Annotated in this window: 14 protein-coding genes and 1 tRNA gene; 7 read left to right on the forward strand and 8 right to left on the reverse strand. The window is 43.6% G+C overall.

The window, feature by feature from the left end; translation table 11 throughout:
* A partial coding sequence (locus IM500_RS22430) for a Calx-beta domain-containing protein (protein ID WP_287739566.1) occupies nt 1-1409 on the forward strand: 1409 nt, incomplete at its 5' end.
* A gap of 579 nt (nt 1410-1988) precedes the next feature.
* On the opposite strand, the gene IM500_RS22435 is transcribed toward IM500_RS22430, so the two are convergent.
* On the reverse strand, nt 1989-2189 hold the full coding sequence (locus tag IM500_RS22435) for a type II toxin-antitoxin system VapC family toxin (RefSeq protein WP_287739567.1): 201 nt from the start codon (nt 2187-2189) through the stop codon (nt 1989-1991).
* A gap of 4 nt (nt 2190-2193) precedes the next feature.
* Nucleotides 2194-2427, reverse strand: a complete 234-nt coding sequence (locus tag IM500_RS22440; protein ID WP_002763254.1) for a hypothetical protein — start codon at nt 2425-2427, stop codon at nt 2194-2196.
* A 643-nt stretch (nt 2428-3070) separates the two neighbouring features.
* On the opposite strand from IM500_RS22440, the gene ilvD reads away from it, so the two are divergent.
* A complete protein-coding gene (gene ilvD, locus IM500_RS22445) occupies nt 3071-4756 on the forward strand; it encodes a dihydroxy-acid dehydratase (RefSeq protein ID WP_287739568.1) in 1686 nt (561 codons plus the stop codon).
* 342 nt (nt 4757-5098) lie between these two features.
* Nucleotides 5099-5512 (forward strand): helix-turn-helix domain-containing protein, encoded by a 414-nt coding sequence (locus IM500_RS22450; RefSeq protein ID WP_287739569.1) that lies wholly within the window; start codon nt 5099-5101, stop codon nt 5510-5512.
* 112 nt (nt 5513-5624) lie between these two features.
* Here IM500_RS22450 and IM500_RS22455 read toward each other — a convergent pair whose 3' ends face one another.
* Both IM500_RS22455 and IM500_RS22460 read right to left on the reverse strand, forming a co-directional pair.
* Nucleotides 5625-8660: a type ISP restriction/modification enzyme gene (locus IM500_RS22455; RefSeq protein WP_287739570.1), complete on the reverse strand. Its 3036-nt coding sequence runs from the start codon at nt 8658-8660 to the stop codon at nt 5625-5627.
* Nucleotides 8661-8888: 228 nt separating this feature from the next.
* Nucleotides 8889-8962 (reverse strand) — tRNA-Pro (locus IM500_RS22460).
* A 71-nt stretch (nt 8963-9033) separates the two neighbouring features.
* Between IM500_RS22460 and lipA the strand changes: the two genes are divergently transcribed.
* The gene (gene lipA, locus IM500_RS22465) at nt 9034-9939 is read left to right on the forward strand and encodes a lipoyl synthase (protein ID WP_502882369.1); all 906 of its coding nucleotides are present in this window, start codon (nt 9034-9036) and stop codon (nt 9937-9939) included.
* On the opposite strand, the gene rdgB is transcribed toward lipA, so the two are convergent.
* Nucleotides 9902-10495: an RdgB/HAM1 family non-canonical purine NTP pyrophosphatase gene (rdgB, locus tag IM500_RS22470; protein WP_287739572.1), complete on the reverse strand. Its 594-nt coding sequence runs from the start codon at nt 10493-10495 to the stop codon at nt 9902-9904. The genes lipA and rdgB overlap by 38 nt on opposite strands.
* 425 nt (nt 10496-10920) lie before the next feature.
* On the opposite strand from rdgB, the gene IM500_RS22475 reads away from it, so the two are divergent.
* Nucleotides 10921-11364, forward strand: a complete 444-nt coding sequence (locus IM500_RS22475; protein ID WP_004163195.1) for a molybdenum cofactor biosynthesis protein MoaE — start codon at nt 10921-10923, stop codon at nt 11362-11364.
* A 2-nt stretch (nt 11365-11366) separates the two neighbouring features.
* On the opposite strand, the gene IM500_RS22480 is transcribed toward IM500_RS22475, so the two are convergent.
* Together IM500_RS22480 and IM500_RS22485 are read right to left on the reverse strand one after the other, a co-directional pair.
* Complete coding sequence (locus tag IM500_RS22480) at nt 11367-12446, reverse strand: AOC03_06830 family ribosome hibernation factor (protein WP_190722013.1); 1080 nt, start codon at nt 12444-12446, stop codon at nt 11367-11369.
* Nucleotides 12447-12706: 260 nt separating this feature from the next.
* Nucleotides 12707-14269 carry a B12-binding domain-containing radical SAM protein gene (locus IM500_RS22485; RefSeq protein ID WP_002762021.1) on the reverse strand — a complete coding sequence of 521 codons (1563 nt, stop codon included), beginning with the start codon at nt 14267-14269 and terminating at the stop codon, nt 12707-12709.
* Between the two features lie 258 nt (nt 14270-14527).
* Here IM500_RS22485 and IM500_RS22490 point away from each other — a divergent pair, with 258 nt between their 5' ends.
* Nucleotides 14528-14689 (forward strand): CAB/ELIP/HLIP family chlorophyll-binding protein, encoded by a 162-nt coding sequence (locus tag IM500_RS22490; protein ID WP_487353236.1) that lies wholly within the window; start codon nt 14528-14530, stop codon nt 14687-14689.
* 289 nt (nt 14690-14978) lie between these two features.
* Complete coding sequence (locus tag IM500_RS22495) at nt 14979-16274, forward strand: Glu/Leu/Phe/Val family dehydrogenase (RefSeq protein WP_190722012.1); 1296 nt, start codon at nt 14979-14981, stop codon at nt 16272-16274.
* A 39-nt stretch (nt 16275-16313) separates the two neighbouring features.
* Here IM500_RS22495 and pyrC read toward each other — a convergent pair whose 3' ends face one another.
* A complete protein-coding gene (gene pyrC / locus IM500_RS22500) occupies nt 16314-17348 on the reverse strand; it encodes a dihydroorotase (protein WP_190722011.1) in 1035 nt (344 codons plus the stop codon).
* Nucleotides 17349-17971: the final 623 nt, after the last annotated feature.

Here is a 17971-nt window from a genome sequence, read left to right on the forward strand (position 1 = left end):
ATCCCTTAACCGTTAATTATAGTGTTGCTGGGACAGCAACCAATGGAACCGATTACGCTTCTATTACCGCACGTGTCATCTTTGCTGCTAATTCAGCGACTGCGACTGTAATCGTTGACCCGACTCCTGACACAACTGCTGAAAGTAATGAAACCGTCATTTTAACTCTTGCGACCGGGACCGGTTATACAGTTGGGACAACTACCGCAGTTACCGGGACGATTACTAATGTCCCCGCTACCAGTGTCACCTCGCAACTCTCCATCAATGACATCACCGTGGTGGAAGGTCAAAATAGTAATGCCATCCTCACCGTTACTGTCAATAACCCCAATCCACAACAAATTACTGTCAACTATACCACTGCACCCATTGATGCTACCGCCAATGTAGATTACACTAGCCAGACAGGAACCCTCACCATTGCGGCGAATACTTCCACTGCTACTATTAGCATTCCCATCCTCAATGATAACCTCAATGAACCTGATGAAGCCTTTACAGTAACCCTGTCAAATGCGGTTAATGCCACCATCAATCCCGACGAAGCAATTGGACAAGTAATTATTACTGACACCCTACAAAGCGCAAGTACTCGCACCTTACCCAACAATGTCGAAAACCTCAGACTAATTGGCAGTAATAATATTAACGGTACAGGTAACGCTGGTAACAATAAAATCACCGGAAATAGCGGTAACAATATCCTCGCTGGTGCTAATGGTAACGATATTTACTGTTTCAATGCTTCAACCCCATTAGGAAGCGATACCATCCAAGAAACTACCACCGGCGGTATCGATACCCTCGACTTTACTGGGACAAATACCGCAGTAAGAGTTAACTTGGGGATTACTACTGTCCAAACCGTCGTCAGTAATAATCTAAGATTGACTTTTTCCGCAAATAACACCATCGAAAATATTATTGGCGATAGCGGTAATGACCGACTAACCGGGAATAGCCTTAATAATACTCTAACTGGTGGTGGTGGCAACGATCAATTAACCGGTCAAGACGGAAACGATAGTTTAATTGGTGGTTTTGGTGATGATTTACTCACTGGTGGTAATGGTAGCGATAACTTTATCTTCAACAGTAGTAATTTAGGAATCGATACCATCAGCGATTTCACTTCGGGTAGTGATAAAATAGTATTAAGTAAAGCCATCTTTACTGCTTTACAAAGTAGCATTGGCAATGGCTTCAGTCAACCGGCTGAATTTGCCAGCGTCGCTGACGATGATTTAGTCGCCACTAGCAGTGCTTTTATCGTTTACAGTACCAGCAGTGGCAGTATCTACTACAATCAAAATGGTAGTGCTGCTGGCTTAGGAAGTGGCTCTGAATTTGCCAGTTTGTTGACTGTTCCTACCCTGATAGCGGCTGATTTCACACTGATAAATTAACCTAGCCACACAGCTTGTAGGGTGCGTTAGGCGGCTAACAATTCCGTCAAAAAAACACGCATCAACAAGCCGCCGTAACGCACCACCTCTATTATTAAATCGGTGCGTTACGCTACGGTTCTTCCGTACTTAGTGTGCTAATTTATCTCGCCATGAACCAAACAACCGCCAATTATGATGAATCATGGCAAGAAGCATTAACCGAGTATTTTGAAGCATTTTTAGGCTTCTTCTTTCCTGAAGTTCACCAATTAATTGATTGGTGAAAAATTCCCGAATCCCTAGAAAAAGTATTTCTCCAAAATTGAGATGCATCCTATTTTCTGGGAACATCCCAATTTTGCAAGCGGAGTGACAGCATAACCCCTTCCTACCTAGGGGCTGCTGAAAAAGTTTTTCGTGGGGGCAGGGTGTGGGGTGTGGGGTGTGGGGTGTGGGGTTTTACCCATTTTCAGGTGGTCAATTACCTAATTTTCAGGGAAAAAATCCCTAAATTTTCCCCCCAATCACTCCAATGGTAGGCACTTTTTCAGGGAAAACAAGTCTAAAAGCCTTATCCAACAAGGTTTTTAGATTTATTCAGCAAACCCTAAATAATTCTAAAACCGAAGGGATTGATGTTCTGCCTCGCTCAACAATCCAAGCCGCTTCAGCTAAAACAATAGCCGGTAAAACTAATTCCCTGTTCGGGTCAGAAAGGATCGTTTTGGCATTTTTTCCCAATCGGGGATTCCCTTCTAAAAACCAAATTAAGGCGTGAGTATCCAGCACATATTTCATCGGTTTAAGACCAATCTAAGTGGTCATCTGCATCGCCCTGAAATTCGGCGAATGAAAAATCTTCTTCTGTAGATTGATAATCCCCCGTGAACATTCCAAAGCACATTAATTTGGGATATTTTTGGATTGGTTTATCTTCTAAAAATGTGATAATAACTGAACTTTCTTCTAGGTTATTGGGAGTTTCTAAAAGCTCGATCTTTCCTTGTCTATAAATGCCTTTAACTGATTGTAGCATTGACTTAGTTTCCTAATTGTTAATTAAGTTTTGGAGATAGTCTATCTAATTTTACCTTAAATATTTTCTGGAAGCATCTCAATTTTGCCACTGGAGTGACAGCATAACCCCTTCCTATATAATAAAATGTTAAGTTTAGACTCGGCTTGAGCTATGTCTTTTAGCCTATAACAGTTTCTATCTTCTTGTCAAACCAAGGATTCTAACTATTTTTTGAGATAACTTTAAGTCTCAATATCTTCCTTGATTGTTACTATTTTTACATAACTACTCTAGGAGAGCCTTTAGGGTTTATCTGAGTTAAGTATGCTAAAATGATAACACCGCTTCATTAAAAACTGATTTGAGCCAATTGTTTTTATTACAAATATTTTACACACTTCAAGCAAGAGGGCTACGCCACTACTACCAAATCATTACCGTCCGCACCAACCACCATCGACAAAGAAGCGTCAGAAACTCGCCCCTTGGCGAAGCGGTGGGGAATAGTTCATTACTCCCACAGTTTTATATTTTCTTTAGACATGGACTGTCCTAAAACCTGCTCAGAGCGGCCAAAAGTCAGAAAATAGAAATAAAGGTGCGATTGGAGAACTTGAGCAGCGATCGCACACATCAGCCGCCATTGGAGAAAGATAAAGTTATGGCAGATAACTACAGAAGTCGCATTGTTACCCAAGGTACCCAACGCAGTCCGAATCGGGCCATGTTAAGAGCGGTAGGTTTTGGGGATGAGGACTTTAGCAAACCAATCATCGGCATCGCTAATGGATTTAGCACCATTACCCCCTGTAACATGGGAATTAATGATTTAGCAATGCGTGCCGAAGCAGCCACCAGATTAGCGGGGGGAATGCCGCAACTTTTCGGGACTATCACCATTAGTGACGGGATTTCCATGGGAACAGAAGGGATGAAATATTCTCTCGTTTCTAGGGAAGTAATCGCCGATTCCATTGAAACCGTCTGTAATGGTCAAAGTCTCGATGGAGTCCTCGCTATCGGGGGTTGTGACAAAAATATGCCGGGGGCAATGATTGCCATGGCCCGGATGAATATTCCCGCTATTTTCGTCTATGGTGGCACGATTAAACCGGGGCGCTACAAAGATTGCGATTTAACCGTGGTCAGTTCCTTTGAAGCCGTGGGACAGTACAGCGCCGGTAAAATCAGTGAAGAAGACCTCATCGGAATCGAACGCAACGCTTGCCCCGGTGCCGGTTCCTGTGGTGGAATGTTTACTGCTAATACCATGTCTTCCGCTTTTGAAGCCATGGGCATGAGTTTACCCTATTCCTCGACCATGGCCGCCGAAGATGCGGAAAAAGCCGATAGTACCGAAGAATCGGCCAAGGTTTTGGTCGAGGCGATTAGAAAACAGATTCTCCCTAGCCAAATTTTGACCCGTAAAGCCTTTGAGAACGCTATTTCGGTAATTATGGCGGTGGGAGGTTCCACTAACGCTGTGCTGCACCTTTTAGCCATTTCCCGCACCATCGGGGTAGAATTATCGATCGATGATTTTGAAACTATCCGGCAGCGTGTACCGGTTATCTGCGATCTTAAACCCTCCGGGCGTTACGTTACCGTGGATCTGCACAAAGCCGGCGGTATTCCCCAAGTGATGAAAATTCTCCTGGTTAATGGTTTACTACACGGGGATGCTCTCACCATTAGCGGTCAGACTATCGCCGAGATTTTAGCCGATATTCCCGACCAACCGCCCTCAGGCCAAGACGTTATCCGTCCTTTTAGCAATCCTGTCTATAAAGAGGGTCATTTAGCCATTTTAAAAGGAAATCTGGCCACGGAGGGGGCGGTGGCCAAAATTAGCGGCGTGAAAACTCCGGTAATCACCGGACCGGCGCGGGTGTTTGAGTCGGAAGAAACCTGTTTAGAGGCAATTTTAGCGGGAAAAATTCAAGCCGGGGATGTGGTGGTTGTCCGTTACGAGGGACCAGTAGGCGGACCGGGTATGCGGGAAATGTTAGCCCCCACTTCGGCAATTATCGGCGCCGGTTTAGGGGATTCCGTGGGATTAATTACCGATGGTCGTTTTTCCGGGGGAACCTATGGCATGGTGGTCGGTCACGTCGCTCCGGAAGCGGCGGTGGGTGGTACAATTGCCCTAGTAGAGGAAGGGGATCAAATCACTATTGATGCTCGTCAACGTCTCTTGAGTTTAAATGTATCGGAAGAAGAATTAGTCCGTCGTCGTAACCATTGGCAACCGCGCCCCCCACGCTATAAAACGGGAATTCTCGGCAAATACGCCAAGTTAGTCTCCTCTAGCAGTCTCGGCGCTTTAACGGATCTGAATCTGTTCTAAAAGTATAACTAGGGTTTGCGGCAAAAAGTTTTTCTTGGGGGCAGGGTGTGGGGTGTGGGGTGTGGGGTGTAGGGTTTTACCGATTTTCAGGTGGTCAACTACCTAATTTTCAGGGAAAAAGTCCCTGAATTTTCCCCCCAATCACTCCAAGGGTCGGCACTTTTTGAGGGAAAAAGAGTCTAAAAACCTTGTTGGATAAGGTTTTTAGATTTATTCAGCAGACCCTAGATAATAACATCTTTAGCGATCGCTTGGGTCGCGCCAGAAAACCCACTATAACATTTTTCTTTCTTTCTCACAAATATGAAGTATAATGTCATCGATAGCTAAACCGCACAAAAAATGAAATCCTATCCAGTAGAGTTCCGTCAGAAAATCCTCGACTGTTATTATAACGAACCCATCTCTCAAAGACAATTAGCGAAAAGATTCTGCGTAACCCTAAGTTTCGTACAAAAGCTTTTGAAGCAATATCGAGAAACGGGAGATCTTCGACCGAAGACTTATCGATGTGGACGTCATTTAAAACTCACGCCAGAACAAATGCTCGTCCTCGGTGAGTTAATTGAGGAAAATAATCACGCAACTCTTGCTCAACTATCGAAACTATTCCTAGAAAGAACTGGTATAGTGTTAGGTGTGGCGACAGTGGCAAGAATAGCCGAACGCTTGGGAATAACCCGCAAAAAAACTCTACACCCACCCGCAAAAGAGACAGAAAGAGTACAAAAACTTAGACAAGAATACAAAGGATAAAGTGCGGGATGTAGCCGTTAACGGAGGCAGGGGGCAGGAGGCCGTGAGATCAGTCGAACGTTCAGCCGAACGGGTGTAGAATCTAGAATAAGATTTCCCAGAAGCAATCTTTTTAATGTCTCATCGCTTCTATTATTTTCATGGTTTCGACGCTGACAGTACAGACTCGTTGTAATAAGTCAATTACTGTTTCTTTATAATCGGCAAAGCGATAGTTATTAAATCTTTCGGCGATGGTTTGATCTTTGGGTTTCTTTTCCTTATATTGATCTAATATCCATTCTAGGGCCGAACGATTACCGAGTTTATATTCCCAAGCAATTTTGGGAATATCTTGTAGGAAAGTGACATCATCGAGGTTGATAGAATTTTTTTCTCGGTCAGCTTTTAGTTTAGTTTTTGGTTTGAGGTTATTATTAGTATCAATGCGGGTTAGTGGGTAGGGTGCGACGGTTTCATAGTTGATATGTAATTCCATTAGTTTGCTTCCCCATTCTACCCATTGAGAGAAGTTATCATAAAAGGGAAGTCGGGGAAATTCTCGCTTAAGATTTAATTCGTATTTACTGCGATATTCCGGGTAGTGAAGGACTGCATAAGTGTAGTGGAAGATGTGGAGTTTGGTGATGGTTTTATCGTTGTAATGTTTTTGGAATTGTTGCAATCCCCAATCGGTGATATTGTCGATGCGGTTTCCTTCTTTGTCGTAGCGGTAGAGGGGGAGACAAAGTGTATCACCAATGAAATGATAATCAACCGGACAATTAGAGGTTAAAACTTGAAAAGGTTTAGATGACGGAACGCCTGAAAAATAAATAACACTATTACTATAATCAAATCCTTTCCCAAACAATTCTGCATGATAGTTAGTTAGAACATCATTGAGTATAAAATCGCTGTAAAATAATTGCTTTATAAAAGGGCGAAATAGAGAAAATATAATTTTTGCTCTATCAAAAGTAATGCTATGCCTAGAAATTAAGTGCTTTTTTAAATCTCGACTCCATTTAATATTAAGATTTACCATTTCATCAATATTTATATTGGAAAACAAAGACGTTTCTGCGTATTTAAAAATATCTGAATTATAAATATCGATAAAATAACTTATCTTGCTCTCAAGTTGCTGTGAATTGAAATCATATACCCATTCATCTCTATTACTCTTTATTCCATTTGTGTACAACTTAAATATTGCAACTTCATGAATTTGATCTTTGGACAGCTTAGTATCTTTATCAACTACAGGTATTAAGCTATTAAAATCATTATCTGATTGTTCAATCCAATTATGTTTTTTATCTGGGATGATATGCTCAAAATCAAGCTGATTAAGTTTTGTCGATGACAAAAACTCTAATTTTTGCGATGCTGTATCCAATTCAGGACGGCGAGTATATAAAATTTGACAAGGAAGATTATTACTTTCTCGCTTCACCATCAAACTAATCGCCACCCCCGTCTGAATACCGAAAACATTATGAGTTGTCCCTGAAAGTTTAGGATTTTTCCTGACATTACCACCTAAATCAATGATATAAATTTCACTAAACTCATTCTCTACTACTTTTCTAAAACCGTCAAATGTCCTCGCATCGATAAAAGAAGAGTTAGTAATAAAAGCTATTATACCATTTTCACCTAACCTATCAGTAGCCCAACGAAAGAAGCGAGAATACATATCATATAGCTTTGTCTTCTGCGCTGTACTCTCTTCGATGTAAGTATCCTTAATGCGCTTATCAATAGCAGGATACTTCCGATTTTTATTATTGTCATTCTCATTTTGCTGATTAGCATTATAAGGAGGATTACCAATAATTACAGAAATATTGCGGTCATTTTGATTTTGAATGCGTTGGGTATTCTCCACCGACATAGCAAACAAATCCATCTGCTTGAGATGAAAAGCAGCATGGTCCAGGGTATCGACAAAACAGATATGCTCAAACTCTTCATACTCACCCATCTTCTGCTTGTAGGTGAACTCAATATTCAAATTAGCAATATAATAAGGCAGAATTGCCACCTCATTACAGTGCATCTCATGCTTATACTTGTACCGTAACTTATCCTTCGGTAAATACTCAATCAACTCCGTTATAAAAGTTCCTGTCCCCGTCGCCGGATCTAAAATTTCTACTCCTGGATCCGCCAACAACTTACCAAAATGCTTGTGAACTAAATAATCGACACTTTCAATCATAAAACGGACAATTTCATTGGGTGTATAGACAATTCCCAACCGGTCCGCCGCTTTCGGATTGTATGCTTTATAAAAATTCTCATAAATCGCCTTGAGAAATTTCTGCTTCTCGTGGTGGTTATAAATATTCGCCGCCGTCCGCCGAATTACCGCATAATAACGTTCAATAGTCCCTAAAGTATTGCGCTTGGTATTACCAGTAAAGAAAGTTTCAATCACTCCCTGTAATTCCCTAGCGATATTATTTTCCCGGTGAAACTGGGACTCATTAAAAATATTGATAAAAATATCCTCTGTCAGGATGTGTTGAATAATCATCTCTCGCACATCTTCCAGACTAATTTCTGGATTGATTGACTTGCGACAAATCTCTAAAAAATTGTCCCGCGCTGTCACAAAATTCCGATTCGTCTCCGATTGCAACGCAATTAAATCCCGCAACGCTTCCAAAATTGTTGGTAAATCTTCCTTAAAACTAGCAATCGCCTCTCGAAAATCCTCAACCTCCGGACGTACATAATTGATAAAAGCATTAATAATCCCATCCAAAGCCCCATCATCCCGCATCGAGACGCGCAGTCTTTCCTCTCCTCCTTGAATTAAAACCGCCGTCTGGGAATCTTCAAATAAAATATTGTCATTAGGGTAGCCTTTCGCTAACTTTTTCTCAATTTCTTCGTCTAAATTATCGTATTGATCCTTACTTTCCCAATATCCCCAATCTAACCGTAAAGCATCCTTTACCGTCCCGTCAGGATAGACAACTTTTCCCGACTTAGTGCGATAATCCAACTCCGGAATTAACAAAAAATCCCGCGCCTTGCAATAGTCATTTAACAAATTCTGAAAAGCGACTCTAATCGAAGTTTCCTTGCGACTGCCGCCATATTGGACAATCTTCTCAACTTCCGCCTGATACTGGCTGATTAATAATCTAGACATGGGCTTAGAGGAGGTAAATAAGTAGTTATAATCAAAGAGAAGATAGATTTTGGACTCTCTTATTCTTGGTGTGATCAGTTTAACCCACATAGGAGCGATCGATCTTTGTGTCCTCTGTGTCTGGAGTGGTTCTTTCCACTCCCTCGCCAGCAGGACTATATCCTAGAATACATTTTACCCAGCAAACCCAAGAGAGCCTATTTTGCCTCTCCCCTTGATTGTCTTTAATCGGGATGACAGGATTCGAACCTGCGGCCCCTTCGTCCCGAACGAAGTGCGCTACCAAGCTGCGCTACATCCCGAAAATTTTCAGCTAAATCATCATAGCATATTCGGCCTTGAGTGGGTCGAGACTTGCTAGGATATTACAGATATAGGCAAAAATTATCGGAGTAGTTCAGGCGTGACGGTCAAACCAGAGTGGTTAAGGGTGAAAGCACCGCAATGGCAGCGAGTCGGCAGTGTTAAGGAAGTTTTACGCGATTTAGGCTTAAATACCGTTTGTGAGGAGGCTTCCTGTCCCAATATCGGCGAATGTTTCCACGCGGGGACGGCTACCTTTTTAATTATGGGTCCTGCTTGTACTCGCGCCTGTCCTTACTGTGATATAGATTTTGAGAAAAAACCGCAACCTTTAGACTCCACGGAACCCCAGCGACTAGCGGCAGCCGTGCAACGTCTTGATCTTAATCATGTAGTGATCACTTCTGTCAATCGCGATGATTTGGCCGATGGGGGTGCTAGTCAATTTGTCCGTTGTATCGAGGAAATTCGCCGCATTTCCCCAAAAACCACCATCGAAGTGCTGATTCCCGATCTTTGCGGCAATTGGCAGGCTTTAGCTTTAATTCTTGCCGCTAAACCTGAAGTTTTAAACCACAATACCGAAACTGTTCCCCGTCTCTATCGTCGCGTGCGTCCCCAGGGTGATTACCAGCGTTCTCTAGAATTATTGCAGCGCGCTCGCGCCATTGTTCCCGCTACCTACACAAAATCGGGCATTATGGTGGGATTGGGGGAAACCGACGAGGAAGTGCGCCAAGTAATGCGCGATTTACGGGCCGTCGATTGTGATATTCTCACCATCGGGCAGTATCTGCAACCATCGTCAAAACATCTCGGTGTACAGGAATTTATCACCCCCGAACAGTTCCACGCTTGGCGCGAATATGGGGAATCTCTGGGATTTTTACAAATTGTTGCGAGTCCCTTGACAAGAAGCTCTTATCATGCTGAACAAGTCAGGGCTTTAATGAATTTGTACCCGCGAGAGTCTTGAGATGGGGCAGTAATTGCTGAAAAGCTCGTCCTCGGTGGCTAATTTTTCTTTTTAATTCGGGAGACATTTCCGCAAAGGTTAAAGCGTATTCGGGAACATAAAAAATCGGATCGTAACCAAAACCACCTTCACCCCTAGGACTGGTTAAAATTTCTCCCGTGCAGATTCCTGTAGCAGTCAAGGCAATCTCACCATCGGGACGGGCGATCGCAATTACACAGACAAAACGGGCCGAGCGATCCTGATTATCTCCTAATTCTCTGACGAGGCGATCGATTCTTTCTCGATCATTTTCACCGTAGCGGGCCGAGTAAATCCCCGGTGCATTTCCTAACCCAGTTACTTCCAATCCCGAATCATCAGCGATCGACCATTCTCCCAATGTTAGGGCAATTTGAGCAGCTTTTAAATAAGCATTTTCAGTAAAAGTCGCCCCGGTTTCCTCTATCTCTAAATCATCGGGTTTTAACTGCAATTCTAGGTCGATATCAGTTAAGTATTCCCCTATCTCTGCTAATTTACCCGGGTTACTCGTGGCTAGAATTAATTTTTTCATCGAAAATAATCGGTTTGAAACCCCGGCCTTTTAGGACGGCTTGACGTTGAGAATATTTCACTATACACTAAAGCTACAGTGAAAACTTTTAACTCCCTGACTGCTTTGGATCGGACGGACATTTCCCCCTGATTATTGCCAGGATTAAAGTTAAGGATGGGTTCCTTAAAATTCCCATTGACTGAAAGACTCAAAGACAAACATATCAAGGAAGTACAAATACATCCAAAATACTCGGCTCGCTGGTTTGAGATTGAGTATATTTATGAAGATGAAAAAATAGAAACATCTCTTGACTCCGAAAAAGCGATAGCTATGTTGTTAAGGAAGGCAGTAGTCAGGAGATTATTTTATTTATTCCCCCCACTTCCTAATTCCTAATTCCCACACCCTACACCCCACACCCAACCCCCATCACCTCATCCATGACACCAGATAGTTTTCGCGTCAGTTTTGCTCCCTTATCTTTGCAGGAAGTATATCAATTAGCCGATGATGGGGCTAATGGTGCTATTGTACTAATGAGTGGCACTGTACGGGAGCAAACCGACGGTAAACCGGTTATTTATCTTGATTATCAGGCCTACGAACCCATGGCGATCGAGGTTTTCCGGCAAATTGCCGGGCAAATTCGGCAAACCTGGCCCGATACCAATCGAGTTGTCATTCACCATCGCACCGGTAAGCTACAAATCGGTGAAATTAGCGTCTTAGTAGCTGTGGGTTGTCCCCATCGGGGGGAAGCTTTCGCAGCCTGTCGTTATGCTATTGATACTCTCAAGCATAATGCCCCCATCTGGAAAAAAGAATACTGGTCTGATGGTTCTAGTCAATGGGTTAGTATTGGGGCTTGTGAAACGGCCCATTAGGTCTAATAACGCAAAATTAAGGCAATTTTTTGGTAATCGTTCAAGGAATCTTCATCGACTAAAGCTACACGTCCTCCCTTGGCCAATACCACTTCGATAATTTCATCCACTGCATCATCGATTACCTCCGTACCACCGACGTTTTCCACCAGTATCAAATCACCGTTTTCGCTTAAAACTGCGGGTACATGGTAATTTTTCTCCACTAATAACAATTTTCCTCGACCTTCCTGCGCTAAACGCCACACTTCTCCCAGGGTAGAGATAACTTTTTGAGCGCTGACTGCCGCATCTAAAGCTTGCAGAGCTTCAGTTTTTTGAGTCTGACGCACTGAATGCATAATCGGCAATACTTGCGGAATTAATTCCGACATTGAGGTTTTGTCAAAATTGCCGGTTAAAGTGCCAACAATTGCTGATGTGTACTGTGAAACTTCTTGAAAGAAGGAAATTTGACGAACCACTCCACCCACAATCAAAGGGGAAGAATCATCAATGTCAATGTATTCACCCAGAGCATTATCTACCTGCTGGAAAAATCGCCGGATTCTATCATCTAGATAACTGGTATCGGCATCAAAGGGCAGTGGTGCGGTGGCCCCCGGTCCAGTCATTTCTAAGGGAAAATTTTGATCGCGAATTTCTTCGAGAGTTTCTCCTGTAGCTGAGATTAAACGAGTAGAACCCTGACTTAATAGTAACAGCCAATAGGGTTGTTCTCGATGTAATCCATAAACTAAATCCCGTGTGGCAAAGGTTTTATCGATGACAACTCTTGCCTGGACAGAAAAAGGCAGGTTATAAAGCTTGGCAATATCCGGACCAATATAGATAGCTAATCCATCTAGAGTATAAGGATAATCTATTTCAGCCACTAGACTATCGAGGCGCTCGAACAAAGGTTCGATTTCACGTTTAGAGAATTCTGCCGATAATCGGCGCTTTGCTTCATCGACCAAATTTTTAACGAGAATAGGGTCTTGTTTGTTATCCGGTGAGGTGCGATGGGTAGGTAAGAGAATGGAAAGGGCGGGTATTTGAGTTAGGGATTGTAGTTTCTTAAGTTCTTGACGAGTAATCATTGACTTTCCCTTGATTTATAGGGTTAAGGAGCTAAAAATACTGGCTTTATCCAGATTTTCTCGATTTATTCAGTATTCCAGCTAACATTTTAGGGAAAAAATGTAATTATATCTAGAAAATTAAGAATTTATACTGAATTGCTTTGGCAGAGATTGAGGGAATTTTTAACCAGAAAACTAGGAATATTATTGATTTATCGATCGTCCACCATCAGGACAGAAAATGTTCAGGATGGGTAAATAACCCATCCTCGGAATAATTAGGCCGCTATGGCGGTTTTTTCCGCTGTTAATGCCTCTTGGCGTTGAAATTCGGCTAATTGTGCCATAATTTCATCCCGAACAATCTGACGGTATTCCAGGAAATGCTCGTTGTGGGCGCAGACAGTGATATAGTGTTCGGCATTGGCGGGATTATGGCGCAAAATACCGAATAAATTCTGCCAGAATTTCCAGCGAGTGGAACGTTTAAAGCCCTGTCGCCAGATAATTACCGCTAGGGCATAGAGATCGGCCCGGCGAGGCAGTTTAAAGGCAGGTTTCGCTTTAGGTGCCCCTAATTTCAGGAAACAGCGATAGGTGCGATCGAGAAATACCTCCGGATCGTACAATTTCCAGAAGGCTTCAATATATTCCGTGGCAATATCTTCGATCGGCCGGGTGGGAACGAAATTCATCAGGGTACTTTGGTTAATGTCCTGTTTCCCCGTTAATCTTAGTCGTCCTTCTTTTTCCAAGCGAGTCCATAGGGCGGTATTGGGTAAAGCTTGTAACATTCCAAATAGAGCCGTGGGAATGGCCGCTTCTTCGACAAAATTAATAATGCGATCGGCCGCTCCTTTTTTCTCGCCATCAAAACCGATGATAAATCCCGCCATAGGGCGCAATCCGGCTTTAATAATCTTTTCTACCGTCTCGGTTAACGAACTACGGGTATTTTGGAATTTTTTGGTTAATTGTAAACTTTCTTCGTCGGGGGTTTCAATACCTAAAAAGACGGCATCAAAGTAACAATCGACCATCATTTCCATTAATTCGGGATCGGCGGCTAAATCTACCGATGCTTCCGTGTTAAACCGGAAAGGATACTGGTGTTCTTCTTGCCAAACTTTTAATTCTTTGAGGAGTAATTTAACGTTGCGCTTGTTGCCAATAAAATTATCATCCACCATGAACACGCCCCGGCGCCAACCTAACTCGTAGAGATAATCTAATTCTTTTAATAATTGTGCGGGGGTTTTGGTGCGGGGTTTACGACCGTAGAGAACGATAATATCGCAAAATTCGCACTGGAAGGGACATCCGCGCGAGAATTGTACCGACATGGAATCATAAGCTTCAAAATCGAGCAGATCGTAGCGTGGGATCGGGGTAATTGTCACATCGGGTTTTTCTGTGGTGCGGAAAACACCTTTAGTTTCTCCTCTTGCCAATGCTTCCACAAACATCGGAATGGTGATTTCTCCCTCATCGAGAATCAGAAAATCGGCCTCGGCCACTTCGTGGGGGATAGAAGTGGGATAGGGACCACCCACGGCCACCAGTTTACCCCGTTGCTTGGCTTCGTGAATTTGCTCGATTAAATCTTGACGTTGCACAATCATGCCGGAAAGAATCACTATTTCGGCCCAATCCCATTCTGCTTCTGTCACCGCCCGAATATTGCGATCAACCAGTTTAAATTCCCATTGCTGCGGTAAAATCGCCGCCACCGTCACCATACCCAGGGGAGGAAGTAAGACTTTGCGATCGACTAATTCCAGAATTTTGTTATAAGACCAGAAAGTCGGCGGAAAAACGGGATAAATCAGTAAGGCGCGCATATTCACTCCTCGCTCGATGGCGATCGATTCTTGACCTTTCGCTTGATTGTAATCTTTTTCGGTCAGGGATGGGAAAACCGTTATTTAGCCCTAGAACTAAGATCAGGTTTGATTTTCGGCCGCCATTGCCCACCCTTGACCCTGCCCCCATAAAAGTTTATGGTCAACATTAATAAAATTTATGTAAACAAATGTTGCATAGTTTGGGAAGTTATGTTACATTTAATATCAAGCACTTGAATCAAACGCAATTTTATTATAGGAAGGCAATTCACCATGGATAAGCAAGAAAACAAACTCGGCTTCACCGCTTTCGCTGAAAACTGGAATGGTCGTTTAGCCATGCTCGGTTTCGTTATTGGCGTAGCTACGGAATACTTAACCCACAAAGGTATCCTTGCTCAATTAGGCTTAATGTAATTTCAGCCTCGATTGCTGTGCATCTACAATCGTCTTGAATAAATTATCAAAAAAGGGAGGAGCATCGCTCTTTCCCTTTTTTAGTTGCAGGTTGGGGATGGGGGAGTGGGGTGATAGGGAAGTGGGGTGTGGGGTGTGGGGTAGTTGATGTACTGGAAAATCTCTCAAGTAACCTTGTTTGAGAATACTTGTTGGCAATTCCTGTCTATGGTTAATTAAGAAAAATAAACTGTAGCGAAATATACTGTTTTTTCATGTTCTAATGGGGATAGATAGGGGGAAAAAAATCATGTCGAAATCACTCTTTACCGATGCCAGCAGTCGCCTAGAACGCGCCCTTAAGTATGTCTCCATTTCCGATGATGCGATCGAGCGGTTAAAATATCCCAAAGCTAGTCTCAGCGTCTCCATACCCGTCCGTATGGACAACGGCACTCTGAGAATCTTCCAAGGCTACCGCGTCCGCTACGATGACACCCGCGGCCCCGGCAAAGGAGGGGTGCGCTATCATCCCAACGTCAGCATTGATGAGGTGCAGTCCTTGGCCTTTTGGATGACCTTTAAATGCGCCCTGCTGGATTTGCCCTTTGGTGGGGCTAAGGGCGGCATTACCCTCAATCCGAAAGAATTGTCAAAAGCCGAGTTAGAACGCCTTAGCCGGGGCTATATCGAGGGTATAGCCGACTTTATTGGTCCCGATGTCGATATTCTTGCCCCCGATGTCTATACCAACGAGATGATCATGGGTTGGATGATGGACCAGTACAGCATCATTCAGCGTAAAATTAGTCCAGCGGTGGTGACGGGGAAACCTTTAACCATGGGAGGCAGTCGCGGTCGCGATACGGCGACGGGAACAGGAGCTTTTCATGTTATTCATTCTCTTTTGCCGAAATTAGACAAAAAACCCGCTAATACTACCGTAGCCGTTCAGGGATTCGGTAACGCCGGGGCCATAGTGGCGGATCTCCTCGCCAAAGCCGGTTATCAAGTGGTGGCGGTAAGTGATTCCCAGGGCGGCATTTATCGGGAAAAAGGACTAGATATTGCCAGCATTCGTCAGTATAAACAGGAACACCGCGAGATTACTGCTATTTACTGTCAGGATACCGTCTGTCATATCGTGGAACACGATGGGATTAGTAATGAAGAATTATTAGCCCTAGATGTGGATGTTTTGATTCCAGCAGCCCTAGAAAACCAAATTACCGCCGAAAATGCCGATCGCGTGCGGGCGAAATATATCTTTGAAGTGGCCAATGGTCCCACTACCTCAGAAGCCGATCGCATTTTAGACTCAAAAGGGATTCTCGTTTTCCCCGATATTCTGGTTAACGCAGGTGGGGTAACGGTGAGTTATTTTGAATGGGTGCAAAATCGCAGCGGTCTTTATTGGCGATTAAACGAGATAAATGAGCGCTTAAAAGAAAGAATGGTGACAGAAGCGGAAAAAGTCTGGTCTTTCGCCCAGGAGTTCGATACGTCTCTGCGTAACGCCGCCTACGCCCAGGCCATTACTCGTCTCGGAGAAGCCCTAGATGCCAAGGGAACCCGCGATTATTATCAAAATAAGACGGGAGCATAAAAGCCACAAACATTATATGCAAGCTAAAACTGGCGGTTTTTATTCCCCTAATTGCCAGGTTATCTCTTCACCCGCTCGTAACGGCACCAGTCCGGATTCGGGAAATGGCAATTCATCGGGAATGCGCCAAGGGGTTTTGGTTAAGGTGATTTGTTCGGTATTTCGGGGGAGTTGATAAAAATCTGGACCGTGGCAGCTGGCGAACCCTTCTAGTTGCTGAATTGCATCAACGCTCTCAAAGGCTTCTGCGTACAACTCTAGGGCGTGCAGAGCCGAATAACAACCCGCACAGCCACAGGAACTTTCTTTGCTGTAGCGAGAATGGGGCGCGCTATCGGTCCCTAGAAAAAACTTGGGATTGCCCGATGTTGCCGCTTGCAAAAGTGCCAAACGATGATCCTCTCTTTTCAAAATCGGCAGGCAATAAAAATGAGGACGAATGCCCCCGGTAAAGAGAATGTTTCGGCTAAACAATAAATGTTGGGGCGTAATTGTGGCGGCGACATTGTTGTTAGCAGATAGAACAAACTTGACCGCATCGGCAGTGGTAATGTGTTCAAACACCACCCGCAGTTTGGGAAATCTTGTTATCAGTGGGATTAAGTGCTTCTCAATGAACACTTTCTCTCGATCGAACACATCAATATCACCATCGGTAACTTCTCCGTGCAGTAGTAGCGGCATATCTACCTGCTCCATGGCGGCAAAAACGCCATCGCACCTACGAAGGTCCGTCACCCCCAAGTCGGAATTAGTTGTCGCACCGGCCGGGTAGTATTTCACCGCTTTGACAAACTGGGAGGCTTTCGCCGCCAAGATTTCTTCGGGACTGGTATTATCGGTGAGATATATTGTCATCAGTGGCTCGAACTGTTGACCCTCTGGAACTGCTGCCAGAATGCGCTCGCGATAGGAGGCAGCATCAGCCACCGAGCGCACTGGGGGCTTTAAATTCGGCATGATAATGGCACGGGCAAACTGACGCACCGTATGGGGTAGAACCGCTTTCATTGCCGCACCATCGCGGAGATGAAGGTGCCAGTCGTCGGGTCGAGTCATTGTGAGTCTTCGCATTGTTCAATCATACAACGGTTAGGGTTCCCACCTCACCAAACACAAGGGTTTTAGTTGATTGGAAAGAACCTTTGATTTTAGTGGCGAAATTAATTTGACGGTGACGATAATTCCTCTTGACAAAATCCCAGCACTTGAAATATACTTATTTATATAATCGGAATCCGTGCCTGCCTGCGAACCCCTCATTTTCAGGCAAGATAGACTTAGGAAAATTAAATTTTGAGCGCACATGATGCGCTTATTGTAATTAGTACAATCATATTATTCTCTGGAGCGATTGTATTCGTCCTCTTTCAGGGGGAATAATATAGCGTTTCCTAAGCTAGTGAGGTACACCTATTTTTCTTCCCTTTTGCCTCTTGCCTTTTGCCTAAAACCCATAACTTTTGTACCTCAGCCGACTGAAAAACGCTCTAATACAATTGAGAATGCAGTCAATCCCCCCAATCTCTATGGTCAATAAACTATACTACGGGGTTCTTCGTTACTTGGTATGGTTCGATAGGGGGGCATAAATCGACTAAATCCTTATCTGGCAAGAGATTTAATTGATTAGTTCGCTCTAGATCGAAAACAATTGACAAAAATCGCAGCAATGTCTGTCTCTATAAGGGTTTCAT

This window comes from Microcystis sp. M179S2, assembly GCF_020245805.1.
Taxonomy (GTDB): domain Bacteria; phylum Cyanobacteriota; class Cyanobacteriia; order Cyanobacteriales; family Microcystaceae; genus Microcystis; species Microcystis aeruginosa.

Bases quoted from the DNA above. Each gene is read 5' to 3' on its own strand.
- IM500_RS22435 (WP_287739567.1), bottom strand. From the start codon at position 2,189: ATGAAATATGTGCTGGATACTCACGCCTTAATTTGGTTTTTAGAAGGG.
- IM500_RS22440 (WP_002763254.1), bottom strand. From the start codon at position 2,427: ATGCTACAATCAGTTAAAGGCATTTATAGACAAGGAAAGATCGAGCTT.
- ilvD (WP_287739568.1), top strand. From the start codon at position 3,071: ATGGCAGATAACTACAGAAGTCGCATTGTTACCCAAGGTACCCAACGC.
- IM500_RS22450 (WP_287739569.1), top strand. From the start codon at position 5,099: ATGAAATCCTATCCAGTAGAGTTCCGTCAGAAAATCCTCGACTGTTAT.
- IM500_RS22455 (WP_287739570.1), bottom strand. From the start codon at position 8,660: ATGTCTAGATTATTAATCAGCCAGTATCAGGCGGAAGTTGAGAAGATT.
- rdgB (WP_287739572.1), bottom strand. From the start codon at position 10,495: ATGAAAAAATTAATTCTAGCCACGAGTAACCCGGGTAAATTAGCAGAG.
- IM500_RS22475 (WP_004163195.1), top strand. From the start codon at position 10,921: ATGACACCAGATAGTTTTCGCGTCAGTTTTGCTCCCTTATCTTTGCAG.
- IM500_RS22480 (WP_190722013.1), bottom strand. From the start codon at position 12,446: ATGATTACTCGTCAAGAACTTAAGAAACTACAATCCCTAACTCAAATA.
- IM500_RS22485 (WP_002762021.1), bottom strand. From the start codon at position 14,269: ATGCGCGCCTTACTGATTTATCCCGTTTTTCCGCCGACTTTCTGGTCT.
- IM500_RS22495 (WP_190722012.1), top strand. From the start codon at position 14,979: ATGTCGAAATCACTCTTTACCGATGCCAGCAGTCGCCTAGAACGCGCC.
- pyrC (WP_190722011.1), bottom strand. From the start codon at position 17,348: ATGCGAAGACTCACAATGACTCGACCCGACGACTGGCACCTTCATCTC.